Raw genomic sequence first — 25,018 nt, 5'->3', positions numbered from 1 at the left:
CTTCAGCAAGATCAAACACTTCCGGGCCGTCGCCACGCGCTACGACAAAGACCCGGACAACTTCCTCGCCAGCGTCAAACTCGCTGCCCTTCGCGTCTGGCTACGAACTTAATGAGTCCGCGACCTAACCCCACCGGCCGCCGTGCCCTCGTCGGCTGCGCAAGGGCTCGGCCGGACCGCCTTTCTCCGGTTGGAGGACGCCTTCATGCTTGGCAACGTCGTCGATCACCGCAGCGACCGCACCTGCCCGGAAATCGACGCCGTGTTCGAGCCGTCTGGGCACGACAACGCGAAGCGGCCGGAGGGCTCGTTCTATTTCGACATGGCGGATGTCGAAAAGGCATCCAACGGGTTCCACGTCATCGAGTTTTACGACACCACAATCCGTGAGGCGTTGCTGCGCGCGGAACAAGAATGGACCTTCGCCGTAACCGTTTACCTCTATGACAAGGGCCGCCGCCCCCTTGGTTGAGCCTAAGCTCACGCTGGACCACTCTCGGCCTTCGAAGCAATCCATCTCGGAAACGATGCCGTCACGGCTCAGGTCGCCGGTGCGATCTACGGTGCTTCCGCCATTCCCGAGCGTTGGCTTCATCCCCTCGCCTGGCGCGACGCCATCATTGCGCAGGCGATCAGCTCATCGCCATCAATACCCCATACTCCAGATGGAGCTAAAACTCGCTATGACCGCGACGCCCACCACTCCCCTCTCTGACAGCGCCCCGCAGCTGCCGAGCGTGGGCATCTTCTGGGGAATACCAGACGGTACCTCCCCAATCCGCATGCTTGTGATCGATTCAACTCCGCTCAACGCCGCCGAGCCCTACGGAGCGGCCCTGACCCACCCGCGTGGGCACTACGACGTTTGGGAGGCGTGGCAGGCTGTGGGCGTCGCTAAACTCAAACGGCGCGGCCTACCTGCTGCTATTGCGTACAGCGAGTACGAGCAGCACCCACGTGGGCGCATCGTCTACGATACCGCCACCCAAGTTTTCACAATCTATGCCGACCGGCGCCTACAAGCACCGGAGTTCATCCAACAAATCGTCACTGCCTTTGGGATAACAGAGGCGCAGTTCGTTGTACGCAGTGACAGCCATTACCGCAGCTAAATTTAATCACGCAGATTGCGGTCCAACCCCGCCGATCTCGCCGTCCCCGTCGGCTGGTTTCGACCCAGATCTGCCGTAGAAGTCGCTTCGCCACGATCCAAGAAGCGGTCGTTCATCGGTGAACGGATCAAGGAGTCGCCTGTTGCAACGATGAGTTTCATTCCTCTGTCCGGTAAGCTCCCAACCCGGGACGTCCGTCTTTCTTAGCGGTCAAGGTTTGCAGGTCCCGCCCTACGACCGTTGGGATGAGCGAATGGCCTCAGCCCGATGCTAAAGCCGAGACTGGTGTGCGGAGCGGGGAGTACGTCGCGCGGTAGCTGCGCGGCCCAACCAAGGGAAGCAGGAGGTTTCTGGCCCAGGCCGGCATCCGTGCAGTCCGCGAAAGGCGATCGGTCATGGCTTGGACATGGGCCACGCGGGGCCGCCGCAGCGCCTCGTACTCTAGGCCGACCATGTCCCAGTCCATCCGCTCGGCAAGCAGCGTGGCCAGCACCACCGCATCCTCAAGAGCGAGGGCGGCCCCTTGAGCCCAGACCGGTGCAGTCGCGTGGGCAGCGTCTCCCACGAGCGCCACCAGGTTCCGAGTCCAACTCGGAATGCGAACCTCTTCGAGGGGGGAATGATAGAGCGCGCCGGGCTGGGCCAGAACCGCATCGAGGGTATCGCGGACGAGACGTGGGAACGACGCGAAGACAGTCCGGAAGCCGGCCAAGTCCCGTGCTCGTTCGCCGGCTTCGGGTACGGAGACCCAGCCGTAGACCTCGCCATCGTCGACGGGAATGAGGAGGAACAATCCGTTTGATCCAGCCCAAAGCGTCCATGCGTCAAGGCCTGGGTTCGGCGCCATGAAGCGCCAGCTCGCTGGGGCAAGCATCGCCGCTCCGAGCGCGGAAGCGCCGAACGTGTCACTTCGAACCCGCGAGTGGACACCGTCGGCGCCAACGAGGAATCCGCCGGTTTCGGCCGTCCCATCCTGAAGCTCGACCGCGACGCCTCTCGGCATCTGCCGGACGGCGCTGATCTCACATCCCGGCCGGAGATCGGTCGGGGGAAGATCGAGCGTCAGGAGGCGCAGCAGGTCGGCGCGACGCACACAACGCGGGCACGCTTCTTCCCTCCAGAACGCCGCCTCGTCGATACCGAAGAGGAGGCGCCCGCTCTCGGTGCGGTACTCGCGCCGACGGACGGGTGAGCCGATGTTGCGCAGGGCTTCGCTCAAGCCGAACTGGCCGAGGGCTTGGACTGCGTTCCCCGGCAGGTTGATGGCGAGGCCCGCATCGGCCGGCGTCGGGCGCCGCTCCAGGGTGAGCGAGGGAATGCCCTGTCGCTGCAGCGCTCGCCGCATGGCAAGTCCAGCGATACCGCCCCCGGCTATAAGCACCCGGCCCGCTGCGCTGTCGTCCATGCTGTTTCGCCTCGTTACCTGGCCCGTCGTCATCGTGACCGCGGCGTCGTCAAGCGCAGGGCCATGCTGGAGAAAACACCATCCTTGCGGATCAGCCCGTGCATCAGCGCGGCACCGAGATGGGCGAGGATGAGACCGAACAAGGTGTAGGCAAGCACCGTGTGAAGCGGACGCAGCCAGGCGTAGATCGTGGGATCGCGCGGCAAGATCGGTGGGAGCACCACCGCGCCGCCGAGCCCGATGGGGTACCCGGCCGCCGACAGCATCGCCCAGCCGATCAGCGGCAACCCGAGCATCAAGCCGTAGAGCAGGATGTGCGAGGCGTGCGCCGCCTGTCGCTGCCAGCCCGGGAGGTCGGCCGGCAGTTCGGGCGGCGGATGGCGCCAGCGGTTGACGAGGCGGAGCCCTGCGAGGATCAGGATGCCGATCCCGAGGGGACGGTGCAACGCCACGAGGGCGTCGTAATGCGCCAGAGAGGTCACCATCGCAACGCCAATGAACAGCATGGCTAGGATCATGCCGGCCATGGCCCAGTGCAGCAGCCGGGCCGGTCGGTTGAAGTTCATGGTGTCGCTCACAATCCGGCTCCTGCAGCGGGGACATCGTGGACGGCGCTCGGGGCCTTCGGCTCGCCGGCGCGTCGCGTGAAGGATTGCGCGTAGGCTGCCGAGCGCGCGCTGAGCAGCGGATCGTCCGATCCCGCGATGCCGGCGGGCAGGACCAGGGGGTCGAAGTTTACATCGCGGCAATTGCCGCTGGCCTCCGCCTCCGTTGCGGTCACGATCACGGTCCCGAAGTCGACGCTCGTCCGCTCGGCCGGCCAGGGACGCGTCGCGTCCGCCGTGGGATCGCCTGCTTCGCCGAGGGTGGCGAGGAGGTGCCACCGCACGGGCACCCGACGGACCGAGGACTCGAACTCGTCGAAGAGGTAATTCTTGTCCGCGCGTGCGGTCTGGGCCGCACTCTCGGCTGTGGCGGCCTGCTCCGGCACGAAGGCCCAGCGAACGGGCGTTTCCATGCCGTCTCCGGCCACGAACCGGAAGGCGTTCAAGCCCCGGAAGGTGTCGTCGGCGAACCCGGAAGTGATCGTGCGCGCCTTGATCAGGGCCGCCGCCGTCGCGCTCTCGGGGTTCGCGGCGAAGAAGGCTTTGAGTGCCTCGGGATCGGGCTTGCCCGTGGCCGGATCGGGCTTGGCGGCGAGGAGCTGGGCGTAGAACGCCTCCGGGATTCGCACCGGGAAGACCGGGATGTCGTTGTTGCCGGTGCGCCATTCCTCGCCGTCGTGAAGCTGGAAACGGAGTGCGAGGCTGCGGACCGTGGTCGATGCATCCGCTGCGTAGGGCTGGCCGCCCGCGAGGGCGATGCGTCCGGTGACCGGGGTGACCTGGCCCGCCGCGAACAGCGACGCCTTCGACAGGCGCTCGCCTCGGCCGGTGCTCTCGAAGCGGCCGACTATGCAGAGCCCCTTGGCGTGGTTGCGCCGGAACCCCGGATGCGGGCCGTTGACCCGCTCGAAGCGGTCGACGATCCGCGCCTGGGTCAGGGCGTCCGGAGAGAACCAGCCGCCGACATAGGCGAAGGCCCCAGCGGCGCCGACGACAAGCCCTCCGATGGCACCGAGCCGCAGGATGACGGCGCGCGGGTTCAGAGCCGGACTAGCGCCGGTGAGGTCGTTGAGGAGGGACATAGCTGGCCTTCAGATCTTCTTCGCGGTGGCGCGCCGGATGTCATTGGCGAGCGGGTGAAGGACCGCCGGGTCGGCTGCTCCCACGAGGCTGTAGCCGAGCCCATCCTGAGCCCAGGCGTAGCCGTTCGACGTCCCGGAGGTGTGCGGCTGCATCGGCGCGTCGCCGGGCACGGACATCGGCCGCATCAGCATCACGAAGCGCGCGCCGTGCCCGTCATCGTACATCAGCAGGCCTGCTGGCCCCTGGGCCGTTGCGACAAGGCGCCCGCCCATAAGGTGATAGCCGGAGCCGCTGAGGTCCGGCACGCCCACCGGCTGCTTCAGCCGGGCCGAGAACCAGCCGGCGAGTTCGTCCCGGTCGGCGGCAGCGAGCTCGACGGGCCGGGTGTGGTCCGGAGCATAGACCGCGTAGTTCATGCTCGCCGCCTGGGCCAACGCCGCGATCCCAGTCGGCACCGGTGAGACCGCATCGCGCAGGCCCCAGCCTCCGACGCCGCCGAGGAGAAGAAGCAGCCCGGCCGCCATTGCCTGCCAGACGGGACGTTTCGGGCGACGGCGTGCTTCGACGATCCGCGGCAGGTTCAGCTGGGCAGGAACCGGCTCGGCGGCGATGGGAGCAAAAGCGGCCCGCATCTCCTCGCCGAGAGCGACGAGGCGGCCGACCCGTGTTCGCGCCTCAGGATGTTCGGCGAGATAGGCTTCGACCTCGCGCTTGCGGGAGGCATCCAGCCGCTCGTCCACGAGGGCCTGGAGATCGTCGTCGCTGATGGGACGCATGGTCATTTCACCCTCCGCAGAAGCGGGCGCTTGGCGGGAACGGCGGCGTTGGTGCCGTCCATGAGCTGGAGCATCCGGTCTCGGGCCCGTGACAGGCGGGACATCACGGTGCCGCTCGGGATGGCAAGGATTTCTGCCGTTTCGGCGTAGGACAGGCCCTCCACCGTCACGAGCAGGAGGACGCTGCGCTGCTCCTCCGGCAGTGCATCGAGTGCGCTCATCAAGTCGCGGTGGCGCAGGCCGCTCTCCTGTGTGGGTGCCACAGCGAGGTTGGCTTCCGCCGTATCTTCGATGGGCATGTGCGCACCTCGCCGCGCGCGCTGGCGCATCTGCGTCACGGCGAGGTTGTGGAGGATGGCGAAGAGCCAAGTCCGCGTGTCTCCGTCCGCCTGACGCTGGTGCCAGCGGCCGACAGCCCGTTCCAGGCAGTCCTGCACGAGATCGTCGGCGTCGGTGGGATTGCGCAGGAGGGCGCGGGCATAGCGGCGCAGGGCCGGGATCAGCGGCTCGATGAGGCGCATCATGTCCGTCATGTCCGATCTCCTGGCATGGGCGGGCCCCCTCCGTGTGCAAGCCAAACGATGTGAGCCTGCTCTGGGCTCGGCTTCGGAGGCATGGACGCTGCCAATCCGGGATTATTCCACGCACGCAGCGATCTTTTTCAGACCCGCATGACGTACCCATGCTCGGTGATGTGGCTAGGACCACGAGCATCAAGATTTTTCGACGCGACCTGGAATAAGTAGCCGAAGACGTCGTCTGTCCGGCATCCCTGCTTGACGCTGTTGGATCGAGCAGGACCCATCGGAGATATGACGTGACGATGCTCAAGACTGTTTCGGCCCTCGCTTTCGCGTCTGCCTGCACCCTTGTCGCCTTGACCGGAGCCTCCCAGGCCCGGACTGTTTCCCATCCCACCGGGGACCCGACGACCACGGGCTCGGTTCTACCGCAGGCGCGCTCAGCCTACTGGCTCGGCGGAATCGACACCGACAGCGGCAATGCCCGGAACCCAGCCTTGCCGGGCTACGCTCAGGCCCGCGGCCAGGAGACCGGCGGACCCGCACGTGAGCTGATCCCGAACTGAAATTCACGCCTTTCGCAGGGCACTAGTCTCGAATCGATCAAGTGCTCTGCAAACAGATTTGTTGGCATCTACGCCATCGACTTAATCGGCACGATATCCTGAGGCTGCTTGGTCATGCCTAACGAAAAGATCATGTTTATCGGTGTGCGGGCCGCAGCAGCTGTCGCGCTAAGTTTACAGACAACAACCAAGCTGCTTGCCCAAAACCGCCAACCGGTCGGCGGAGCGTTCTTGAACAGCTACACCTCCGATCCATACTTCGATCCGAAGTCGGCATATTCGCAACGTCGCTCGTTGGGCGACCTCGGAGGACAGCCGCTGGAGGCAATCCGCGGCGCGCCTGAAAGCGGTCGTTCAGCCAATGATTGGCGTGCATCTGGCGAATTTAGTCTCGGACGAATATGCCTCGTTTTCGGCCGTTCCGCTTGTACTGGTTCATTGGCGGCCTGATGTGGAACTCAGGCCCGGTTAGAGGGTAAGGGGGGCCGCGATGGCTGACGTCCGCCGCATTGGTCTCGTGCTTTGCCCAGACTTCGATTTCATGGGCTTGGCTACCACCTCGCCATTTGCCGTCGCCAACAGATACGTAACTGACACGACCTATGACATCCGTGTCCTGTCGGAGGCCGGTGGCCTTCTTCACTCGGGGTGCGGCCCAGCCGTCGAGACCGAGCGGCTGAGCGATCCGTCCGCCTTCGACACAATTATCGTCGCCGCGGGGATCAGCCTTCCCGAGCCGAGTTCGGATCTCTTCGTTTATCTACAAGAGGCGGCTCGCTCCACGCGCCGCTTGGCCGGCCTCTGCCTCGGTGCGTTTGCCCTGGCCGATGCCGGATTGTTAAGCGGGCGGCGCGCCACAACCCACTGGCGCTATGCGCCTCAATTCCGCGCGCGCTATCCCGACTGTCATCTCGACATCGACAAGATCTATGTCGCGGACGGCAATCTCTGGACGTCCGCCGGCATGGCGGCGGGCATCGATCTCGCTGTCGGCATGGTTGAGCGCGACCACGGCCGGCAAGTCGCCCGTACTGTAGCACGAGGCCTCGTTATGGAGCGCCGCCGGGCCGGGGGCCAGGCCCAGCACTCGGCCCTGCTCGACTTCGACGCTCCAAGCGACCGGATACAAAGCGTTCTCGCCTATGCGCGGCAGAACCTGCGGCTTCCGCTGACAACCGAGGATCTTGCGGCGATCGCCTGCCTCAGTCCGCGTCAGTTCGCACGGGCTTTCCGAGCCGAAACGGGGGTCTCGCCGGCCAAGGCGGTCGAGGTGATGCGCGTAGAGGCCGCCAAGCACATGCTGGAGCAAAGCCGCCTGCCCATTGAGGAGATCGCCGACGCTGCCGGCTTCGCCAACCGCGAGCGGATGCGCCGGGCGTTCCTGCGCGCTCAGGGAGAAGTTCCACGGGCAATCCGTCGGGCGGCTGGACCGCTCGCGGTCGTCTAACCGCTCCGCATGTCCGAAAACGAGGCAATTATGACGTGGTGGGTGCGGAGACCTCTGCGTAAGCATGGCCGTGGGGCCTACTTACTCTCAAGGATTCGTTGCGATGGTCAGCCTGACGATCAACGGTCGCCAATATGCAGTCGACGCCGAGCCCGACACTCCGTTGCTCTTCGTCCTGCGCGACACGCTCGGCCTGACTGGCACGAAATACGGCTGCGGGATTGCTCAGTGCGGGGCCTGTACCGTGCATCTCGACGGTCAGGCGACGCGGTCATGCCAAGTGCCGCTGGAGAGCGTCGGCAACCAGACCGTTACCACCATCGAGGCGATCGAGCAGGACGAGGTAGGCCTTAAGGTCGTTGAGGCTTGGGTCGCATTGCAGGTACCGCAATGCGGCTACTGCCAGTCCGGTCAGGTCATGGCCGCCACTGCCCTGCTGAAGCAGACGCCGCACCCGACCGAAGGCGACATCGCCGACGCGATGACGAACCTTTGCCGGTGCGGAACCTACAACGCCATCGCTGCCGCCGTGCGGCAGGCTGCTGCCTGAGGAGCAAGCCATGATCTCGCTTCTTCGCCCTGCAGCCCCGTCCCGCCGCCGCTTTCTCGTCGGTGCCAGTGGCGCCCTCGTCCTTAGCGCCCTCCTGCCAGCGCGCTTAGCTCGGGCCGAGGCCCAAGGCCCTGCCGAGGGTGCCGGTGCCCTGGCGCCTAAGCCAGGGACGCGGGTGGCCGCCTTCCTGGAGATCCACCCGGACGGTACCATCAGGCTGCTCAGCCCCTTCGTAGAGGGCGGCCAAGGCGTCGCGACGGGCATGGCGCAGATCGTTGGCGAGGAACTCGACGTGCCGCCCTCCCGCTTCGTTGTGGAATGCGCTCCGCCCGGCCCGGACTACGCCGTCGTGAACGGCATCCGCATGACCGGCGGCAGCTTCTCGACCCGGTCAAGCTACGAGACTATGCGCCGCCTCGGTGCCACCGCTCGTGACCTGATGATCCGGGCGGCGGCGGCCAAACTCAAGGTGCAGGACGGCGAACTTACCACCCGCGACGGGGTGGTGATGCATGCGGCCTCGAACCGCTCGCTGTCCTACGGTGATCTCGCAGCCGACGCCCTGAAGCTCAAGCCGAACGAGTCCGTGCCCCTGCGCGACCCGGCGACGTTCCGCTACATCCGCCAGCCGGTCCCCCGCCTCGACGTGCGGGACAAGTCCACAGGCCGCGCCGTCTACGCCATCGATCAGAAGGTCGAGGGCATGCTCTACGCCGCCGTACAGCACGCGCCGCGCCTTAGCACGGAACCAAAGGGCCTCGCCAACGAGGCGGAGGTTAGGGCCATGCTAGGCGTGCACTCAGTCCACCGCCTGCCGGGCGCGGTGGCGGTTGCCGCCGACAGCTGGTGGCGGGCGCGCAAGGCTGTCGAGGCGCTGAAGGTCGAGTGGACGGCGCCGAAAGAGAGCGGCCTCGATACCGTCGCGGCCGACTTCTCGTCCGAGATCATGCTCGCGGCTCTCAAGGCGTCCGCCGATCCGGGCCAAGTGGCCGAAGAGAAGGGCGACGTCGCCGCCGCCTTCGCCAAGGCCACCAAGGTGGTGGAGGCCGATTACGAGGCGCCCTATCTCGCTCATGCCCAGTTGGAGCCGCCCTCGGCCATTGCACGCTTTGACGGCGACGGGACCCTCGACGTCTGGCTCCCGAACCAGATGCCAGAGGTATTCCAGACCGTGTCGGCGAAGGTTGCCGGACTGCAGCCTGCACAGGTCCGCATCCACTCGCCGATGCTTGGCGGCTTCTTCGGCCGGCATTTCTTCTACGAAGCCAGCAATCCGTTCCCGCAAGCGATCCTGCTCGCCAAGGCCACTGGGCGCCCCGTGAAGGTGCTGTGGTCGCGGGAGGAGGAGTTCGCCCGCGACGCCGTGCGTCCCCTGAGCTTCAGCCGCTTCCGCGCGGCCCTCGATCCTGCGGGGCAGCCAACGGCGCTTGAAGTGAGGACGGTGGGGGAAGGTCCGATCGGCCGCTACTTCAGCATGATGATGCAGACGCCCGTCGATCCTTCAGCGGTCGAGGGCATCGTCGAGAAGCCCTACGCCGTGCCCAACCGGCGCATGACCTTTACGAAGGTCGCGCATCCGGTGAACATCGCCTTCTGGCGCTCGGTCGGGCACTCGATGAACGACGCGTTCTACGAGAGCTTCCTCGACGAGGTCGCCCAGGCCGGCGGGCAGGATCCGTTCGCGCTGCGCATGGTGTTCCTCCAGGGCAGCGCCCGGCATCGGACGCTGCTTTCGACGGTGGCCGAGATGTCCGGCGGCTGGAAGCGCGGCCCCTATCGTGGCGAGGGTGGGATGCGCGCTCGCGGCCTCGCCATGGCCTCGCCCTTCGGATCTGAGACGGCGACCATCGCGGAAGTCTCGGTGGAGGGTGGGGAAGCCCGCGTCCACAACCTTTGGATCGCGTTCGATCCCGGCAGCATCGTTAACCCGGCCATCGTTAAGGCGCAGGTAGAGTCCGCGGCGGCGCTCGGCCTGTCTTCGGTTCTGTTCGAGCAGATCGTCTACCGGGACGGCGTGCGGCAATCGCAGAACTACGACACCTATCCAGTACTGCGCCGCGAGCACATGCCGAAGGTCCACGTCAGCATCGTCGAGAGCGGCGCGCCGATGGGCGGGGTCGGCGAGCCGGGTCTGCCGGGCGTGCCGCCTGCCGTCCTCAACGCCATCGCGGCGCTCACCGGCCAGCGGGTCCGCGCGCTTCCAGTCGCCAACACCAAGCTCTCCAGCGTCTGATAAGGATATCTTGATGACTCAACACATTGGGACGGCGCTCGTGACGGGCGCGTCCTCGGGAATCGGCGCGGCTTACGCCGACCAGTTAGCTGCCCGAGGCCACGACCTTATCCTCGTTGCTCGCGACAAGGTCCGGCTGCGTGCGGCGGCGGAGCGTCTCGGCCGAGAGGCCGGCGTGACTGTGGAGGTCATGTCGGCCGACCTGACCCAATCAGAGGATCTTGCCTCGGTCCGGGACCGCGTCGCCACGGATGCCGCCCTAAGCGTCCTGGTGAACTGCGCCGGCCTCGGGCCGCTCGGCCCCGCCCTAGACAGCCCCGCCAGCCTCTATGACGGGCTGCTCGACCTCAACGTCAGGGCGCTGCAGACCCTTTCCCTCGCGGCGGCGAAGGCTTTCGGCGAGCGGGGAGCGGGCATAGTGATCAATGTCTCCTCCGCGGTCGCCATCGTCCCAGAGCGCTTCAACGCCCCCTATGCGGCGAGCAAGGCCTTCGTCCTGGCACTGACGCAGGGGCTCGGCGCTGAACTCTCCGGCAAGGGCGTACGGTTCCAGGCGGTGCTGCCCGGCGTCACCCGAACCAACTTCTTTGACCGGACGGGCGCAGATATCGGGCAGATTCCTTCCGAGATGATCATGGAAGCGAGTGACCTCGTCGCGGCAGCCCTAGCCGGCCTCGATGCGGGCGAGACCGTTACGATTCCCTCGCTCCCCGATCTTGGTGATTGGCAAGCGCTCGAAGCCGCCCGGTTCCGACTTGGTCCCAACCTCTCCCGCAGCATGCCGGCCTCCCGGTATGGTCTCGGCTAACGCGCGAACAATTCGATGCCTCGTTGAGTAGGAGTTCGTCCATGCTGCAGGTCGTCGAAGGCGAGCCGAGCGAAGCCGCGCTGACCGCCCATCGTGACCCGGACCAGCCCCCTCTGCCGGGAGGCTGGCGGCAGATCGAGGCATTGCCGGTCGGCCTGTTCGCGGCGGTGATGGGCCTGACGGGACTGAGCGTCGCGTGGCGGCTCGCCCATGCGCGATATGGCTTGCCGTCCTGGGTCGGCGAGGCCATCGCGCTGATAGCCTCAACGGCCTTCCTCGCTATTGCGGCGGGCTATGCCGCCAAAGCCGTCATCGCCCGTGAGGCCGTGCTGGCGGAGTTCCGCCACCCCATCGCCGGCAACCTGTTCGGCACGCCGCTCATCAGCCTGCTCCTGCTGCCGATCCCCTTGGCGCCCATCAGCCTCACGCTAGCGCGCGCGCTGTGGATCGCCGGCGCCATCGGCATGACGCTGTTCGCGTGGCTGATCGTGACGCGCTGGCTGAGCGATCGGCAGCAGGCGGCGCATGCGACGCCGGCCTGGATCGTACCGGTGGTCGGCCTGCTCGATGTACCCCTGGCCCTTCCGGGGCTCGGTCTCCCGCCGATGCAGGGAGTGATGATCTTCGGGCTGGCGGTGGGGCTGTTCTTCGCCGTGCCTCTGTTCACGCTGATCCTGTCCCGCCTCCTGTTCGAGGCGCCGCTGCCTGCAGCCTTGCAGCCATCGCTCCTGATCCTCGTGGCACCCTTCGCGGTCGGCTTCTCTGCCTATGTTGCCACGACGGGCGCAATCGATCTCTTCGCTAAGTCGCTTTTCGCAATCGCACTGTTCCTGCTCGCCGTGCTGCTGCCGAAGCTCGCCCGGTTCGGTCGCGCCTGCCCTTTCCGCGTCTCCTGGTGGGGCGTGAGCTTCCCGCTCGCCGCAACAGCGGTCGCGGCTCTGCGCGTCGCGACGGCGGAACCGGCTCCGGCGACCGACGGCCTTGCCCTGGCCCTGCTCGGGCTAGCCACGCTAGTCATCAGCTGGCTGCTCGTCCGAACCTTGATCGGCTTAGCTCGTGGAGAGCTGCGGACACTGACGCTATGACGGCCAATCGCCGAACTCCGGTTGCTCATCCGATGTCGGCTCTCACCACTTCTCATCAAAAAGCGGACTGACAGAAATCCACCCATGTTGGCCGTTCCCGAATTTGGCCATCGACACCGCCAGCAAGATCCGTCTCCCATACGTGAAGCTTTGCCTGTCCGCTGCATCGCGGCTTTGTCTCAGGCAGGCCCATGGTCGATCCCTACTCGCGCATCACCGACGTCATCCTTCGTCAGATCGAAGCCGCAGACCCAGGTTCCTGGGTCTGTCCCTGGCACCGCGCTCGTGGCGGCCTACCCTGTAACGCTCTGACCGGCCGGTCTTATCGCGGCATTAACATCGTCACGCTCTGGTGCGGCGGTCAATCCGCCGGCTTCGTCGATGCCCGCTGGGCGACCTACCGGCAGTGGTCCGAGTTGGGGGCTCAAGTTCGCAAGGGTGAACGTGGCACCGGCGTGCTCTTCTACCGGGATCTGCCCGGTGCTTCCGAGGATGGCGAAAACGCAGACCGTCGCTTCGTCGCTCGCGCCTCAAGCGTTTTCAACGCCGAGCAGGTCGAAGGCGCACCCGAGGTTTCAGAAAGTCACCTGACGCCAATCGACCCGAATCCGGTGTTCGACCGTTTCGTCACGGCAACCGGTGCCCACGTCCGCCGGGGCGCATCCGCTGCATACCTTCCCATCCGCGACGAGATTCGGATGCCGGATCGGGTGCTATTCCATTCGGCAGACGGCTTCTGTGCGACTCTTGCTCACGAACTCATCCATTGGACTGGGGCTCCGCATCGCCTCGACAGGCGGCTCAACACCCGCTTTGCTACTCGTGCCTACGCCGCTGAAGAACTGGTCGCTGAACTCGGCGCCGCCTTCGTCATGGCTGGCCTGGGCCTCGCCCCCGAGCCGCATATCAACCACGCCGCCTACATGGCCGGCTGGCTGCCACTCGTCCGCGACGATCCCCGGGCGCTCATCACTGCCGCTTCCTTGGCCTCTAAAGCTGCGCAGTTCCTCGAGGCCTTCTCGCAACCCTGTACCAAGGTCGGGGTCGCGGCATGAGCCACGAAACCCTCGATCTCAATGTTTTGGCCTCCAGGCCTACGGAGGTTGAAACATCTCGTAGCCCCCCGCGGCAGACCCTGCTCACCCTGCTCGCCGCCATGCCCATCCTCCCGACGGAGGTACTCAGCTCGACCGAAACCTCCTGCGGCGACGCTGACCCGCTCCACCCTCTCTTCCGCCAGTTCGAAGAAATCACCGCTGCCCACGAACGGGCCCTGGCACGGATCGACCGCCTCGAGGCTCGTCTTGTCGCCGAAATCTGCTACCCCCGTGTTCGGCTCCCTTCATCCCCCAAACAGCTGGCACGGTGCGCCGCCGACCCCTGGTCCATCGACCGAGCCAAATTACCCCACCGTCACACTCGTCGCCTCACACGCCAGCTTCGTCGGCGTCAACGCATCTGGAACGCTGCCGTCCTCGAACTCGGCCTCACGGACGCCATCCAGCATGCGGAACAGGTCGCCAGGGCGGTATGCACCATCGGCGCCGTGCTACGTCGACGCCGGCAACGAACCCCAGAGCCATCTCGCTCAAGTTGCTCGTCCTGCTTGCCCTGGATCAGACCGGCCCGAGTTTCGCCGATACCTCCCCCTGGCGGGAGCTACGGCTGATCCTGGCCGAGGTTGCTTCCCTACCTGCCTATGGACCTCGAGGCTGAGTCCGCAGTCCGCAGTTCGAACGTTTTATGCATTCTCATCGAGTGTTTAGCCTCGATCCGCTCCGAAACTATCCGTCGACATTCCGTTTCTGAGGGCGAACGGCTTATCTACCGCTTTCAGTCAAGCTTGTAACGGGGCAGCTTCATCACCGCATCCGTACGGGCCTTCAAAGAAATACTGCCGTAGCGACGTCCAACGCTCGGTGACACCCATCCTCCGATCGCGTCGATGACACTGTCCTCGATGCCGACGCTCACCGCCTCCGTGCGAAAGCGATGTCGCCAGCCGTGGTTTGGTGACACGCCTTCGTCAGACACCAGCTCCCGCACGAACTCGGCCAGACGATTCTTGACGGTCTGGCGTGGGCCTTCGATGTCGCCAGTCGGCTTGGGCACGAGAAACAGGTGATCCGCCTTGGCCTCTTGGACGAAGTCTATAAAACCCAGCGCGATGAGCTGCGGATGAACGGGAACTGGCCGGGCCATCTTGGTCTTCACCGTGCCGGCGTCGGGTGTGATCGTCATTACCCAGACAGGGTCGGCATAACCTTCGACCTCGACCTGACGCACGTCTTGCCGACGCATCTGCACGAACTCGCCCACCCGGCCCCCGCTGAAGGCCAGAAGCCAGGGTACCCAGCGCTTGGCGGCGTAGGTCGTGGCGAACTCCCGTCCACGCTCATGGGTCCGGGTCGCGCGCAGGATGCGAAGTGCCTCGTCCTTAGTGAAGTCCTTATCTCGCATAAGGATGACCCGGGGAGTCTGCACCTTCACGTCTTTAGCAGGGTTGCTGGGCAGGAGACGATTCGCAACGGCAAAGCCGAACACCGTCTTTAGGCCGGCCAGATCGCTGTTCTTCACCGTCCGTGCCGAGATTAGCTTGCCGTCACGCTTGCGGCTGGACAGGCGGTGATCCTTGAAAGCGATCACGTCCTCCGGGCTCACCCGCGGGGCATCGTCGTGCTTCAGATAGGCGACGAAGGTGCGCATCGTGTTGGTGTAGGACTCACGGGTAGAGGACGTCCTGTTCGCCTTCTCGGCCTCGATCCACCACGCCTCCACGAGGCTCGTGAGCGTGACCTTGGTCTTCCCGGATGTTCCCGGCTTGCTCGTCGCCGCTGGCGGGTTCGTCTGCGACGAGATCGGCGCAGGCTGCCGCATCGACGGAATCACCGTCGGCATGCCATCCGGGATCAGTTCTCCTTTGGCGATGCGCACCAAGGTCTCGCTCGCCCGCTGCACGGCTCCCGCGATCGCTTTGGCCAGCTTCTGCCGGCCCCCGTCATCTACAACGAGCCCGCGTTCCTTGAGGACATGGTCGGCAAAGCCTCGGCACCACGCCTCCAACTCCATCACCTTCGCGAGGTCGGGGTCGAGGCTCCAAAATTCTGGCGTGCCGTACTTAGCCATATCAACGGGGATCGGCGGACCGAATACCTTCTTGCCGATCGAAACGGGCCAGTAATCTTGGCGGCTCGGCTCGGCACGATGCTGAGCAAGCCAGCCGTCGTGCACGTCGCGAGCAAGGGTATGCGCTTCCTCTTCGGTCAGACTGCGGGGACCGGTTCGCAGCGACGCCCAGCGTTGCTCGAGCTTGACCAGCTCCTCGGCGTACCGCCGCTTCGCCTCTATCGGGTCGCGGGTATGTAGGCTGAAGAACTCTTCCTTCTTGCCAGCGATAGCCACGAGGTCGGCCGGAACGCGTTTCCGGAACCAGTACGTCTTCGTGCGGGAATGAAGTTGAGGCCGAGCCATACGAAGGACCATGTGTAGCACCCTTGTGTAGCACAAGGGCCCGGCCAACCACATGATTTTACTGAACGTTTTTGCGGATCAGCGGCTTAGCCAGCTGATGGTGCCCAGGAAAGGACTCGAACCTTCACCTCTTGCAAGACTGGTACCTGAAACCAGCGCGTCTACCAATTCCGCCACCTGGGCTCGTCGGGCGCTCGGCGCCGACGAAGGCTCGTTTAGGGGGTGGCGTCGGTGGCGTCAATCGGGATTCCGCATCGCGGGCACTCGTCGGTCCGATACCCCCACGGCCCGTTCCGGCGGGGCGCCGGTCGGGTCGTGGTCCGCTGCGCCGGGAGCCGGCATCTCAGATTTGTGCTGCCGGCTCGGCATCCTCCGCGTCCGGTACCCGCGTGCGGTTCGATCGGCGGTCGAGCAGGGAGCGTCCGAGGGCACGGAACGGGGCGGCGAGGCGGCGGGCGTCCTCGGCGCGCTCCATGAAGCGTTCGCCGCTGCGGATCTCCTTGTCGAGGCGGGCCATCGTCCGGGCCAGCGCCGGGTCGTCGTCGTCGAGCCAGGTCTCGGTGACGCGGGCGAAGGCGATCACCACGCCTTGGAGCTTGAGCCGGCCGAGGGGGCCTTCCGTGTCGATCCCGGCCGCCGCCAGCATGTAGCGGTGCGAGTTCAGCGCCACGCCGTTCAGCGCCAGCATTGAAAGCGGATCGCCGCGGAGGGCGTAGGCGATGCGCCGCAGCGCCGGCTTGTACGGCGTCATCGCGTCGAGGCGGCGCATCAGCACGTCGAACAGGCGCTCGCGCGTCGGCTCCTCGGCGAGGTCCGAGCCGTCGTCCTCCAGAACCTTGCGGTCGATGATCCGGGCGAGACCGCCGAGGACGGCGCCCTTCGAGGGGAACAGGTCGCGCAGCTCCGCGAGGCTCAGACCGGCCTCGCGGGCGATGTCGCCGACCTCGATGTCGTTCCAGGGCTGCTCGGCCGCGAGCCGCATCAGCGCCTCCATCGCCGCCTCGCGCGGGGGCAGCGTCGGCGCCTCGGGGTGAGCGCTCGGCTGGGCCGGCTTGCGGCCCTTCTTTGGCGAGCCTGCTGTCTCGGTCATGCGGCCTGCTCCTGGCTTGTCGTGGGCGCGACGCCCGATGGGACGCGCGCCGCGTAAGGGCGATCGATGCGCTGGCACCCGATCCTGCTTCCCATCCTATGTAGGGATGCGGGCGGACGAGGGCAGTGCCTTTGTGCGCGCTTGCCGCATGACGGCCCGGGAACGACGGATATGACGGGGACGGGCGAGACGCGGTATCCTTCAGAAACGCCGGGATCGGGGGGTTACATGCGGATCGTCTGGGCCATGTTCGTCCTCGCCGTCTTCCTCGCCCCGGCGGCGCAGGCCGAGGATGCCGCGATCGCCCGGGATCTCGCCCGGGATCTTGCGCCGACAGGCACGCTCCGGGCGGCGATCAACCTCGGCAACGCGGTGCTGGCGCGCAAGGGGGCGGACGGCGCGCTGTCCGGCGTCTCGGTCGACCTCGCGCGCGCTCTTTCGGAGCGGATCGGCGTGCCGCTGGTCCTCGTGCCCTACGACAGCGCCGGCGCGGTCTCGGAGGCGGCGGCGAGCGGCGCCTGGGACGTCTGCTTCCTCGCACGCGACCCGAAGCGCGCCGAGGGTATCGTCTTCACCGCGCCCTACCTCGTGATCGAGGGCGGCTACCTCGTACCCGCCGCCTCGCCGATCCGCGCGCTGGATGCAGTCGACCGGGACGGCGTGCGCATCGCGGTCGGCCGGGGCAGCGCCTACGACCTGTACTTGAGCCGCACCATCCGCCACGCCACCCTCGTGCGCGCGCGCACCTCGCCGGCTGCGATCGCCCTCTTCGCCGAATCCGGGCTCGAGGTGGCGGCCAACGTCCGCCAGCCGCTGGAGGCCTACGCCGCCGCGCATCCCCAAGTGCGCATGCTGCCGGGCCGCTTCATGGAGATCGCTCAGGCGATGGGCGTGCCGAAGGGCCGGGACGCGGGGGCGGCCTACCTGCGCCGGTTCGTCGAGGCGATGAAGGCCGACGGCTTCGTGGCGAAAGCGCTGGACGCCAACGGCCAGGCGGCGACGGTGGCGCCGGCCGAGTGAGCATCAGGGTCTCTGCCGGGGAGGCGCGCCTGCGGCCCCTCGCCTACTCCGCCGCCACCCGCGGCGGCGACGGGTAGGTCCGCCCGTCGTTGGCGGGTCTCGCCGGGGATGTGAGCCCTGCGTCTTCCGGGTCGTCGCGCTCGCCGACGAAGCGCGCGAACAGGCGCACGATCAGGCGGGAGAGGTCGTCCATCAGCACGAAGATCGCCGGCACGAAGACCAGCGAGAGGCCGGTGGAGACGATGAGGCCGCCGATCACCGCGATCGCCATCGGAGCGCGGAACTCGCCGCCGATGCCCAAAGCCATCGCCGAGGGCACCATGCCGGCGGCCATGGCGATGGTGGTCATCACGATCGGCCGGGCGCGCTTGCGGCCCGCATCGATGATCGCGGTGGCGCGGTCGACGCCGCGGCTCATCTCCTCGACGGCGAAGTCGACGAGCATGATCGCGTTCTTCGTCACCACGCCCATCAGCATCAGGATGCCGATGACGACGGGCATCGAGATCGGCTTGTGGAACACCAGCAGCCCGAGGATCGCGCCGCCGATCGAGAGCGGCAACGAGAACAGGATCGTCATCGGCTGCAGGAACGAGCCGAACAGCAGGATCAGCACGCCGAACACCATCATCAGCCCGGCGCCCATGGCCAGGGCGAAGCCGGAGAACACCTCGCCCATCACCTCGGCGTCGCCGGTCTGGCTGATGGTCACGCCGGGCGGCAGGCTCTTGGCGGTGGGCAGCTGCATGACCTGGTCGATCAGGGAGCCCAGCGCGTCGGAGCCCTGCATGTCGCCCTCCAACGCCACGCGGATCGCCCGGTCGTAGCGGTCGATCGCCGTCGGACCCTGGCCGAGGGAGAGGTCGGCCACCGTCGAGAGCGGCACAGCGGCGCCGCCCTTGACCGGGACCTTGAGGGTCTCGAGCTGGGCGAGGTCGCCGCGCAGGCGGTCGGGCAGCTGCACCCGGATCGGCACCTGCCGGTCCCGGGCGTTGAACTTGGCGAGGTTGGCGCCGATGTCGCCGATGGTGCCGACGCGCACCGTCTCGGCGATGAGGTCGGTCGAGACGCCGAGGTCGGCGGCGACCCCGGCCTTGGGGCGGATGCGGATCTCGGTGCGGTCGAGCGGCGCGGTCGAGATCACGTTGACGAGGTGGGGCACACCGGCCGCCTCGCGCTGGAGGCGCTGGGACACGTCGGCGACCACCGCCTTGTCCGGCCCGGCGATGATCAGCGCGAGGTCGCGCTGGCCGCCCTCGCGCAACGCCCAGAACCGGATGTCGGGCTGCTGCCGCAGGATGGCGCCGACGGCGACGTCGACCTCCTTCTGCGTGCGGTGGCGGGTGTTCTTCGGCGTCAGGTTGATGGTCAGCGAGGCGAGCCGGACCTCCTTCTTGCCCGGCAGCTGCCGGCCGCCATCCACGAACACGCTGCGCACCTCGGGCAGCGTGCGGATCTTGTCCACGAGGGCGTCGGTCACCCGCGTCGTCTCGGCGAGCCGGGCGCCGGGCGGCAGCTCGACCACGAACAGGGTGCGGGCGGCGTCCTCGGCCGGCAGGAAGCCGGAGGGCAGCAGGCCGGTCGACATGATCGAGGCGGCGAAGCACGCCAGCCCCGCCACGAGGGTGACGAACTTGTGCCGGACCGACCACGCCACCAAGCGGGTGTAGCCGCGCATGACGACGCCTTCGCGCGTGTCCTCCGGCCCGTGGTCGCGCAGGAAGTAGGCGGCGAGCAGCGGGGTGATCAGACGCGCGACCAGCAGCGACATGAACACGGCCGCCGCGATCGTGAGGCCGAACTGCTTGAAGTACTGCCCGGCGATGCCGCCCATGAACGAGACGGGGGCGAAGATCGCGATGATCGTCGCGGTGATGGCGATGACGGCAAGCCCGATCTCGTCGGCGGCCTCCAAGGCCGCGCGGTAGGGCGACTTCCCCATCCGCATGTGGCGGACGATGTTCTCGATCTCGACGATGGCGTCGTCGACCAGGATGCCGGTGACCAGCGTGATCGCCAGAAGGCTCACGGCGTTGAGCGAGAAGCCCAGCGTGCTCATCACCCAGAAGGTCGGCAGCACGGAGAGCGGCAGCGCCACCGCCGCGATCAGCGTCGCGCGCCAATCCTTCAGGAACAGCAGCACGACGATGACCGCGAGCGCCGAGCCTTCGAGCAGCCCCAGCATCGCCGAATGGTAGTTGCCGACGGTGTTGGTGACGGAGGTGTCGATCAGGTCGAAGCGCACGCCCGGGTTGGCGGCATGCAGGGCCGCGATCCGGTCGGCGACGCCGACCGAGACGTCGGCGTCGCTCGCGCCCGCCGAGCGCGAGATCGCGAAGGCGACCACCGGCTCGCCGTTGAAGCGGGCGAAGGTGCGCGGCTCCTCGGCGGTGTCGGTCAGCGTCGCGAGCTCGTCGAGGCGCACCTTGCGGTTGCCGGTGACGACGATCGACGTGGCGCCGAGGGTGTCGAGGGTGGCCGACGCCGCCAGCGTACGGATCGACTGCTCCTGCCCGCCGATCTCGCCGCGCCCGCCCGCCATGTCGGCCGAGGTCAGGCGCAATTGCCGGTTCACGTCGGCCGCGGTGATGCCGAGCGCCAGCAGCCGGTCGGGCTTCAGCGTCACGCGGACCTCGCGGGCGACGCCGCCGAGGCGTTCGACGCCGCCGACGCCGCGGACGCCCTGGATCGACCGGGCGACCACGTCGTCCACGAACCACGACAGGTCCTCGGGCGTCATCGCCGGCGCCGAGGCGCCGTAGACCATGATCGGCAGGCCGGCGATCTCGACGCGGTTGATGATCGGCTCGTCGATGGTCCGCGGCAGGTTGAGGCGGACCTTCGAGACGGCATCCTTGACGTCGTTGACCGCGCGGTCGGTGTTCACCTCGAGCCGGAACTCGATGGTGGTGACCGACGAGCCCTCGGTGATGGTCGAGAGGATGTGCTTGACGCCCTTCACGCCGGCCACCGAATCCTCGACCCACTTCGTGACCTGGGTCTGAAGCTCGGACGGGGCGGCGCCCGACTGGGTGATCGTCACCGAGACGATCGGGATGTCGATGTTCGGGAAGCGCGTGATCGGCAGCGAGCGGAAGCTGACGAAGCCGAGCAGCATCAGCACGAGGAACAGCACGATCGACGGCAGCGGCCTGCGGATCGACCAGGCGGAGATGTTGAGGCGCATGGGGCGGCCCTACCGCGCCGTCGCGTCGGCGAGCGGCGTCACGGCCTCGGGCGGCACGGCCCGTACCCGGTCGCCGTCGCGCAGGAAGCTTCCGGCGCGGGCGACGACGGCCTCCCCGGCGGACAGGCCGCTGCGGATTTCCGAGAAGCCGGCGGCGGACAGGCCGGGCATCACCTTGCGGGCCTCGACCCGCCCGTCCTTCGCCACGAGGACGCCGGCGCTGCCGTCGGCCGAGAACAGCAGGCTTGAGACCGGCACCGCGACGCCGGTGCGGCGGGCGACCTCGACGGTGCCGCGGCCGAAGGCGCCGATGCGCAGGGCCGGGTCGTCGCCGAGCGCGATGCGGACCTTGCCGAGGCGCGTCGTCCGGTCGACCTCCGGGTAGACCCGGCGGACCTTGCCGACGATCTGGCGTCCGTCCTCCAGATCGAGGCGGGCGGGGTCGCCGACCATGATCCGCGGCAGCCAGGTCTCCGGCACCTCGCCTTCGAGCTCGATCTCACCCCGGGCGATCAGGCGGAACAGCGGCTCGCCGACGGCGGTCGCGGTGCCGCCGACGCGGGCGGTGCGGCGGTTGACGATGCCGGCCTCGGGTGCACGGATCGCCGTGCGGGCACGCCTCAGCGCGATCTCGGTCCCGGCGGCCTTCGCGGTGGCGAGGTCGGCCTCGGAGGCTTGCAAGCCACCGCGGGCGGAGGCGAGCCGGCCGTCGGCGCCCTGGGCGGCGGAGACGCGCTGCTCAAGGATCGCGGCGGTGCCGTTCCCGGTCTTGATCAGGGTCTGGGCGCGTTCCAGCGACAGCCGCGCCTCGGTCTGCGCAGCTTCCGCCTGGACGATCTGGCTCTTCGCCTGGACGATCGCGGCCTCGGCGCGGGCGATGGCCGCGACGTTCGAGGCCTCCTGCGTCGCGATCATCTCGGTCGAGAGCCGCGCGAGCACTTGGCCGGCGGCGACGCGGTCGCCCTCCTCCACCAGAAGCTGGATGATGCGGAAGCCCTCGATCTCGGGCGAGACCAAAATCTCGTCGCGGGGCACCAGCGTGCCGGTGATCACCGCGCGCTCGACGATCTCGCGGGTCTCGGCCGGCACGACGCTGATCGCCGGCGCGATGGCCTGCGCCTCGGGCACGGCGGCGGTCTCGACCGCGTCGGCGGGCGCGGCGCCCGCGCACAGGACCGCCGCGAGGCCGGCGACACGCAGGGCGGCAACGAAGGATGGCATCACGGAGGTGGTCCAGCTGGCAGGCGCGGGCACGCCCGAGCCGGTCGTGTCGCAGCGCAGCCCGGCGTTTTGATGGCACGGACCGGTCGGCCCACGCGCGAAGTGGAGGCTTGAAAATAGACCGCGGAATACCGGCAACCGGGCCGCATTCAGCACGTTAAGCTTTCATCACCACACCCGCGGGGCTGCCATGAGCATCTTCCAGATTCGTCAGACCAAGAACGGCGTCGTCCTGTGGACCGGCTCGGCCGAGAACGAGGCGACCGCCCTCGACGCGATGGCGCGCGAGGCCGGATACCGCGACTTCCTCGCGCTGCCGGAATCGGTGCGCGGCAACGGGCTCGAAGCGGCCCGGCTCGACCTGATTTCCTGAAGACGCCGCGCCTGCGACGGTAGACCTGTCCCTGGCAGCTCACGCCGCATCAGCCAAAAAACGTTCGACCTCGCCCGGCCCGGCCGCGCGGGGTCGATGCGTCTTAAGCCATCGCGAAAAGCTTGAGGTCGAACGTCGGGTCGGCGGCCTGAGCCGGGGTCGGCGTGCGGCCGGCGCCGAGGATGCGGCGGGCGATCATGTGGTCGCCCGCGCGGTTGATCGACTCGACTGCGACCAAGCGCTCGCCGCGGTAGCGGAAGACCGAGAACGCCTCGCCCTCCCCGCGCCGGACGGACTGGTCCGACGGGCCGGACAAGCCGGCGATCTGGAGCTTGAAGCGGCCCTGGTCGCTCCAGAACCACGGTAGCGCCGCGTAGGCCGCGGGGCGCCCGGTGAGGCGGGCGGCGAGGCACCGGCCCTGGTCGATCGCGTTCTGCACCGATTCGATCCGCACGGTGCCGTCGGCGGACAGACCGGCGGCGAAGACGCTCGGGTGGCGGGTGCAATCGCCGACGGCCGAGATGGCGGGGTCGTCCGTGCCGAGGAAGGCGTCGACGCGGATGCCGTCGGCGACCGACAGGCCGGCCTCCGCGGCGAGCTCCTGGTTCGGCAACACGCCAATGCCGACCACGACGAGGTCGGCCGGCATTTCCTGCCCGTCCGAGAGGCGGATGGCGACGGCGCGGCCCCCCTCCCCCGTGATCGCGACGACGCCGGCGCCGAAGGCGAAGCGGACGCCGAGGTTTTCGTGCGCAACGCGGAAGAACGCCCCGGTTTCCCCCGAGACCGCGCGCGCCATCGGCCGGTCTGCTGCCTCGATCAGGGTCACGTCGAGGCCGCGGGTCGCGGCGACGGCCGCGAATTCGAGGCCGATGAAGCCGGCGCCGACCACGACGACGCGTCGCGCGGTCTCGAGGGCGGCGCGCAGGGCGTCCGCGTCGGCGAGGTCGCGCAGCTGGCGCACGCCCGGCAGGTCGGCGCCCGGCACCGGCAGCGGGCGGTTGCGCGCGCCGGTGGCGAGGACGAGGTGGCCGTAGGCGAGGTCGCTTCCGTCGCCGAGCCGCAGCGTCCGCGCCTCCCGGTCGATCGCGACGGCGCGGGTCCCCGAACGGACCGCGATGCGGTGCTCGGCGAAGTAGGCGTCGGGCCGCAATCTCAGACCCTCGGCGTCGGCCTTGCCGGCGAGGTAGGCCTTCGACAGCGGCGGCCGCTGATACGGCAGGCCCGGCTCGTCGCCGACGATCGTGACGGGGTCGGCGAACCCGGCCTCCCGCAGGGACGCGGCGACCTGGAAGCCCGCCTGCCCGCCCCCGACGACGACGAGGCCGGCGCTCACGCCCGAGCTCCGGCGCCGACCGAGGCGAGCGCGCCCGCGCCGAGCAGGTCGACGCCCGGGAGCCAGCGGGCGCCGTCCTGCATCAGGTACTCCCAGAACGCGGCGGCGGCCGGCCCCAGGACCTTGTCGGCCCGGCGAACCGCGTACCAGTCGCGCCGGATCGGCAGGCCCTGCACGTCGAGGAGCACGAGGCGGCCGGCCTCGACTTCGGCGGCGACCGTGTGGGCGGAGAGCAGCGCGATCCCGAGGCCGGCCATCACCGCCTGCTTGATCGTCTCGTTCGAACCGGAATCGATCCCGAGCTTCGCCCGCTTGATGATGATGCCGTTCATGAACTCCTCGAACACCGTGCGGGTGCCCGAGCCGTCCTCGCGCACGAGGTAGGCCTCCTCGGCGATGTCGGCCTTGGTCAGCCCGCGGCGGCCGGCGAGCGGGTGGTTCGGGTCGGCGATCAGCACCAGCGGGTGCGGCCCGAAGATCTCGGCCTCGATCGCGAAGTCGCGCGGCGGCCGGCCCATGATCGCGAAGTCGATCTCGTAGTTGCGCAGGGCCTCGACCGTGTTGCCGCGGTTGCGCACCGAGAGGTTGATCTCGACGCCGGTGTGGCTCTTGACGAATCCGGCGATCACCTGCGGCGCGAAGTACTTGGCGGTGGAGACCACGCCCAGCGTCACCCGGCCGCCGGCGCCGCCCTTGAGGATGCGGAGCTTGTCGGCGCAGGTCTCGAGCACGGTGTTGATGCTGTCGATCGCCCAGAGCATCTCGCGCCCCGCATCGGTCGGCTTCAGGCCGGTCGGCGTCCGGTCGAACAGCAGCAGGCCCGCCTCCTCCTCCAATTGTCGGATGCGGGCGTACAGAGCCGCCGAGGTCACGTTGAGCTCTTGGGCGGCCCGCGTCATGGTGCCGAGCCTGGCCACCGCGGCGACCGCCTGAAGTTGCTTGAGAGACAGGTTGCGCATGCGCTGTTTTTAGTTTTTTTGTAATCGGCCGCAAGAAGTTTTAGATTTCTTGGCCCCGCCCTGCACCGCTCCCTGGTGAACGGCCGGGCCCGTGCGGTATCCTGCCGACCGTCCGGCGGGTAAAGCGTGCGGCGGGCGCCGGCTCCGGATGGCGGGCGCAACGAGATTCT

23 protein-coding genes, 1 tRNA gene and 1 pseudogene are annotated in these 25,018 nt (G+C 67.8%); 13 read left to right on the top strand and 12 right to left on the bottom strand.

What is annotated here, in order from left to right:
• From FV234_RS07150 to FV234_RS07135, 3 genes and pseudogenes are all read left to right on the top strand, one after another.
• A pseudogene (locus FV234_RS07150) lies at positions 1-112 on the top strand (IS5/IS1182 family transposase); the annotation flags it as partial.
• 93 nt (positions 113-205) lie between these two features.
• Entirely contained in the window at positions 206-472 is a 267-nt protein-coding gene (locus FV234_RS07145) for a hypothetical protein (protein ID WP_147828536.1), read from the top strand.
• 310 nt (positions 473-782) lie between these two features.
• Positions 783-1,112, top strand: a complete 330-nt coding sequence (locus FV234_RS07135) for a hypothetical protein (protein ID WP_246686130.1) — start codon at positions 783-785, stop codon at positions 1,110-1,112.
• A gap of 259 nt (positions 1,113-1,371) precedes the next feature.
• On the opposite strand, the gene FV234_RS07130 is transcribed toward FV234_RS07135, so the two are convergent.
• From FV234_RS07130 to FV234_RS07110, 5 genes are read right to left on the bottom strand one after another with little or no spacing between them, the layout of a single operon-like run.
• Positions 1,372-2,517 (bottom strand): NAD(P)/FAD-dependent oxidoreductase, encoded by a 1,146-nt coding sequence (locus tag FV234_RS07130; protein WP_147828534.1) that lies wholly within the window; start codon positions 2,515-2,517, stop codon positions 1,372-1,374.
• Positions 2,518-2,546: 29 nt separating this feature from the next.
• Positions 2,547-3,095: a cytochrome b gene (locus tag FV234_RS07125; RefSeq protein ID WP_147750215.1), complete on the bottom strand. Its 549-nt coding sequence runs from the start codon at positions 3,093-3,095 to the stop codon at positions 2,547-2,549.
• The gene (locus FV234_RS07120) at positions 3,092-4,204 is read right to left on the bottom strand and encodes a catalase family peroxidase (RefSeq protein WP_147828533.1); all 1,113 of its coding nucleotides are present in this window, start codon (positions 4,202-4,204) and stop codon (positions 3,092-3,094) included. The genes FV234_RS07125 and FV234_RS07120 overlap by 4 nt, the downstream gene beginning before the upstream one ends.
• A gap of 9 nt (positions 4,205-4,213) precedes the next feature.
• The gene (locus tag FV234_RS07115) at positions 4,214-4,981 is read right to left on the bottom strand and encodes an anti-sigma factor (RefSeq protein ID WP_147828543.1); all 768 of its coding nucleotides are present in this window, start codon (positions 4,979-4,981) and stop codon (positions 4,214-4,216) included.
• 2 nt (positions 4,982-4,983) lie between these two features.
• Entirely contained in the window at positions 4,984-5,514 is a 531-nt protein-coding gene (locus FV234_RS07110; RefSeq protein ID WP_147750217.1) for a sigma-70 family RNA polymerase sigma factor, read from the bottom strand.
• 290 nt (positions 5,515-5,804) lie between these two features.
• On the opposite strand from FV234_RS07110, the gene FV234_RS26610 reads away from it, so the two are divergent.
• The 8 genes from FV234_RS26610 to FV234_RS07070 all read left to right on the top strand — a co-directional run bounded on the left by FV234_RS26610 (position 5,805) and on the right by FV234_RS07070 (position 13,246).
• The gene (locus tag FV234_RS26610; protein WP_147750242.1) at positions 5,805-6,068 is read left to right on the top strand and encodes a hypothetical protein; all 264 of its coding nucleotides are present in this window, start codon (positions 5,805-5,807) and stop codon (positions 6,066-6,068) included.
• Positions 6,069-6,182: 114 nt separating this feature from the next.
• Positions 6,183-6,518, top strand: coding sequence for a hypothetical protein (locus FV234_RS07100; RefSeq protein WP_147828532.1), 336 nt, complete (start codon positions 6,183-6,185; stop codon positions 6,516-6,518).
• A 40-nt stretch (positions 6,519-6,558) separates the two neighbouring features.
• On the top strand, positions 6,559-7,515 hold the full coding sequence (locus FV234_RS07095; RefSeq protein ID WP_147828531.1) for a GlxA family transcriptional regulator: 957 nt from the start codon (positions 6,559-6,561) through the stop codon (positions 7,513-7,515).
• A 103-nt stretch (positions 7,516-7,618) separates the two neighbouring features.
• Positions 7,619-8,065, top strand: coding sequence for a (2Fe-2S)-binding protein (locus FV234_RS07090; RefSeq protein WP_147828530.1), 447 nt, complete (start codon positions 7,619-7,621; stop codon positions 8,063-8,065).
• 10 nt (positions 8,066-8,075) lie between these two features.
• Complete coding sequence (locus FV234_RS07085; protein WP_147828529.1) at positions 8,076-10,298, top strand: molybdopterin cofactor-binding domain-containing protein; 2,223 nt, start codon at positions 8,076-8,078, stop codon at positions 10,296-10,298.
• Between the two features lie 13 nt (positions 10,299-10,311).
• On the top strand, positions 10,312-11,106 hold the full coding sequence (locus tag FV234_RS07080; RefSeq protein ID WP_147750222.1) for an SDR family NAD(P)-dependent oxidoreductase: 795 nt from the start codon (positions 10,312-10,314) through the stop codon (positions 11,104-11,106).
• A 41-nt stretch (positions 11,107-11,147) separates the two neighbouring features.
• A complete protein-coding gene (locus FV234_RS07075) occupies positions 11,148-12,191 on the top strand; it encodes an SLAC1 anion channel family protein (RefSeq protein ID WP_147750223.1) in 1,044 nt (347 codons plus the stop codon).
• Between the two features lie 191 nt (positions 12,192-12,382).
• Positions 12,383-13,246 (top strand): zincin-like metallopeptidase domain-containing protein, encoded by an 864-nt coding sequence (locus tag FV234_RS07070; protein ID WP_147828528.1) that lies wholly within the window; start codon positions 12,383-12,385, stop codon positions 13,244-13,246.
• Between the two features lie 778 nt (positions 13,247-14,024).
• Here FV234_RS07070 and FV234_RS07065 read toward each other — a convergent pair.
• The 3 genes from FV234_RS07065 to FV234_RS07055 all read right to left on the bottom strand — a co-directional run bounded on the left by FV234_RS07065 (position 14,025) and on the right by FV234_RS07055 (position 16,752).
• The gene (locus tag FV234_RS07065) at positions 14,025-15,674 is read right to left on the bottom strand and encodes a DUF6538 domain-containing protein (protein ID WP_147828527.1); all 1,650 of its coding nucleotides are present in this window, start codon (positions 15,672-15,674) and stop codon (positions 14,025-14,027) included.
• An 86-nt stretch (positions 15,675-15,760) separates the two neighbouring features.
• Positions 15,761-15,845 (bottom strand) — tRNA-Leu (locus FV234_RS07060).
• Between the two features lie 160 nt (positions 15,846-16,005).
• Positions 16,006-16,752, bottom strand: a complete 747-nt coding sequence (locus FV234_RS07055) for a TetR/AcrR family transcriptional regulator (RefSeq protein WP_187273605.1) — start codon at positions 16,750-16,752, stop codon at positions 16,006-16,008.
• A gap of 228 nt (positions 16,753-16,980) precedes the next feature.
• Here FV234_RS07055 and FV234_RS07050 point away from each other — a divergent pair, with 228 nt between their 5' ends.
• Complete coding sequence (locus FV234_RS07050; protein ID WP_147828526.1) at positions 16,981-17,772, top strand: ABC transporter substrate-binding protein; 792 nt, start codon at positions 16,981-16,983, stop codon at positions 17,770-17,772.
• 43 nt (positions 17,773-17,815) lie between these two features.
• On the opposite strand, the gene FV234_RS07045 is transcribed toward FV234_RS07050, so the two are convergent.
• Both FV234_RS07045 and FV234_RS07040 read right to left on the bottom strand, forming a co-directional pair.
• Positions 17,816-20,959 (bottom strand): efflux RND transporter permease subunit, encoded by a 3,144-nt coding sequence (locus FV234_RS07045; protein WP_147828525.1) that lies wholly within the window; start codon positions 20,957-20,959, stop codon positions 17,816-17,818.
• 9 nt (positions 20,960-20,968) lie between these two features.
• Positions 20,969-22,180 carry an efflux RND transporter periplasmic adaptor subunit gene (locus tag FV234_RS07040; RefSeq protein WP_147828524.1) on the bottom strand — a complete coding sequence of 404 codons (1,212 nt, stop codon included), beginning with the start codon at positions 22,178-22,180 and terminating at the stop codon, positions 20,969-20,971.
• Between the two features lie 190 nt (positions 22,181-22,370).
• On the opposite strand from FV234_RS07040, the gene FV234_RS07035 reads away from it, so the two are divergent.
• A complete protein-coding gene (locus FV234_RS07035) occupies positions 22,371-22,553 on the top strand; it encodes a hypothetical protein (RefSeq protein WP_147828523.1) in 183 nt (60 codons plus the stop codon).
• 103 nt (positions 22,554-22,656) lie between these two features.
• On the opposite strand, the gene FV234_RS07030 is transcribed toward FV234_RS07035, so the two are convergent.
• Positions 22,657-23,889 carry an FAD-dependent oxidoreductase gene (locus FV234_RS07030; RefSeq protein ID WP_147828522.1) on the bottom strand — a complete coding sequence of 411 codons (1,233 nt, stop codon included), beginning with the start codon at positions 23,887-23,889 and terminating at the stop codon, positions 22,657-22,659.
• A complete protein-coding gene (locus tag FV234_RS07025; RefSeq protein WP_147761967.1) occupies positions 23,886-24,848 on the bottom strand; it encodes a LysR family transcriptional regulator in 963 nt (320 codons plus the stop codon). The genes FV234_RS07030 and FV234_RS07025 overlap by 4 nt, the downstream gene beginning before the upstream one ends.
• Between the last annotated feature and the right edge of the window lie 170 nt (positions 24,849-25,018).

The sequence above is a fragment of the Methylobacterium sp. WL8 genome (assembly GCF_008040045.1).
Lineage (GTDB): Bacteria > Pseudomonadota > Alphaproteobacteria > Rhizobiales > Beijerinckiaceae > Methylobacterium > Methylobacterium cerastii.
The sequence above is the reverse complement of the archived record's forward strand: the minus strand, read 5'-3'. Positions and strand labels throughout refer to the sequence as shown.

Coding starts and splice junctions, on each gene's coding strand:
- FV234_RS07145 (WP_147828536.1), top strand. CDS start 206: ATGCTTGGCAACGTCGTCGATCACCGCAGCGACCGCACCTGCCCGGAA.
- FV234_RS07135 (WP_246686130.1), top strand. CDS start 783: ATGCTTGTGATCGATTCAACTCCGCTCAACGCCGCCGAGCCCTACGGA.
- FV234_RS07130 (WP_147828534.1), bottom strand. CDS start 2,517: ATGGACGACAGCGCAGCGGGCCGGGTGCTTATAGCCGGGGGCGGTATC.
- FV234_RS07120 (WP_147828533.1), bottom strand. CDS start 4,204: ATGTCCCTCCTCAACGACCTCACCGGCGCTAGTCCGGCTCTGAACCCG.
- FV234_RS07115 (WP_147828543.1), bottom strand. CDS start 4,981: ATGCGTCCCATCAGCGACGACGATCTCCAGGCCCTCGTGGACGAGCGG.
- FV234_RS07110 (WP_147750217.1), bottom strand. CDS start 5,514: ATGACGGACATGATGCGCCTCATCGAGCCGCTGATCCCGGCCCTGCGC.
- FV234_RS26610 (WP_147750242.1), top strand. CDS start 5,805: ATGCTCAAGACTGTTTCGGCCCTCGCTTTCGCGTCTGCCTGCACCCTT.
- FV234_RS07100 (WP_147828532.1), top strand. CDS start 6,183: ATGCCTAACGAAAAGATCATGTTTATCGGTGTGCGGGCCGCAGCAGCT.
- FV234_RS07095 (WP_147828531.1), top strand. CDS start 6,559: ATGGCTGACGTCCGCCGCATTGGTCTCGTGCTTTGCCCAGACTTCGAT.
- FV234_RS07090 (WP_147828530.1), top strand. CDS start 7,619: ATGGTCAGCCTGACGATCAACGGTCGCCAATATGCAGTCGACGCCGAG.
- FV234_RS07085 (WP_147828529.1), top strand. CDS start 8,076: ATGATCTCGCTTCTTCGCCCTGCAGCCCCGTCCCGCCGCCGCTTTCTC.
- FV234_RS07080 (WP_147750222.1), top strand. CDS start 10,312: ATGACTCAACACATTGGGACGGCGCTCGTGACGGGCGCGTCCTCGGGA.
- FV234_RS07075 (WP_147750223.1), top strand. CDS start 11,148: ATGCTGCAGGTCGTCGAAGGCGAGCCGAGCGAAGCCGCGCTGACCGCC.
- FV234_RS07070 (WP_147828528.1), top strand. CDS start 12,383: ATGGTCGATCCCTACTCGCGCATCACCGACGTCATCCTTCGTCAGATC.
- FV234_RS07065 (WP_147828527.1), bottom strand. CDS start 15,674: ATGGTCCTTCGTATGGCTCGGCCTCAACTTCATTCCCGCACGAAGACG.
- FV234_RS07055 (WP_187273605.1), bottom strand. CDS start 16,752: ATGACCGAGACAGCAGGCTCGCCAAAGAAGGGCCGCAAGCCGGCCCAG.
- FV234_RS07050 (WP_147828526.1), top strand. CDS start 16,981: ATGCGGATCGTCTGGGCCATGTTCGTCCTCGCCGTCTTCCTCGCCCCG.
- FV234_RS07045 (WP_147828525.1), bottom strand. CDS start 20,959: ATGCGCCTCAACATCTCCGCCTGGTCGATCCGCAGGCCGCTGCCGTCG.
- FV234_RS07040 (WP_147828524.1), bottom strand. CDS start 22,180: ATGCCATCCTTCGTTGCCGCCCTGCGTGTCGCCGGCCTCGCGGCGGTC.
- FV234_RS07035 (WP_147828523.1), top strand. CDS start 22,371: ATGAGCATCTTCCAGATTCGTCAGACCAAGAACGGCGTCGTCCTGTGG.
- FV234_RS07025 (WP_147761967.1), bottom strand. CDS start 24,848: ATGCGCAACCTGTCTCTCAAGCAACTTCAGGCGGTCGCCGCGGTGGCC.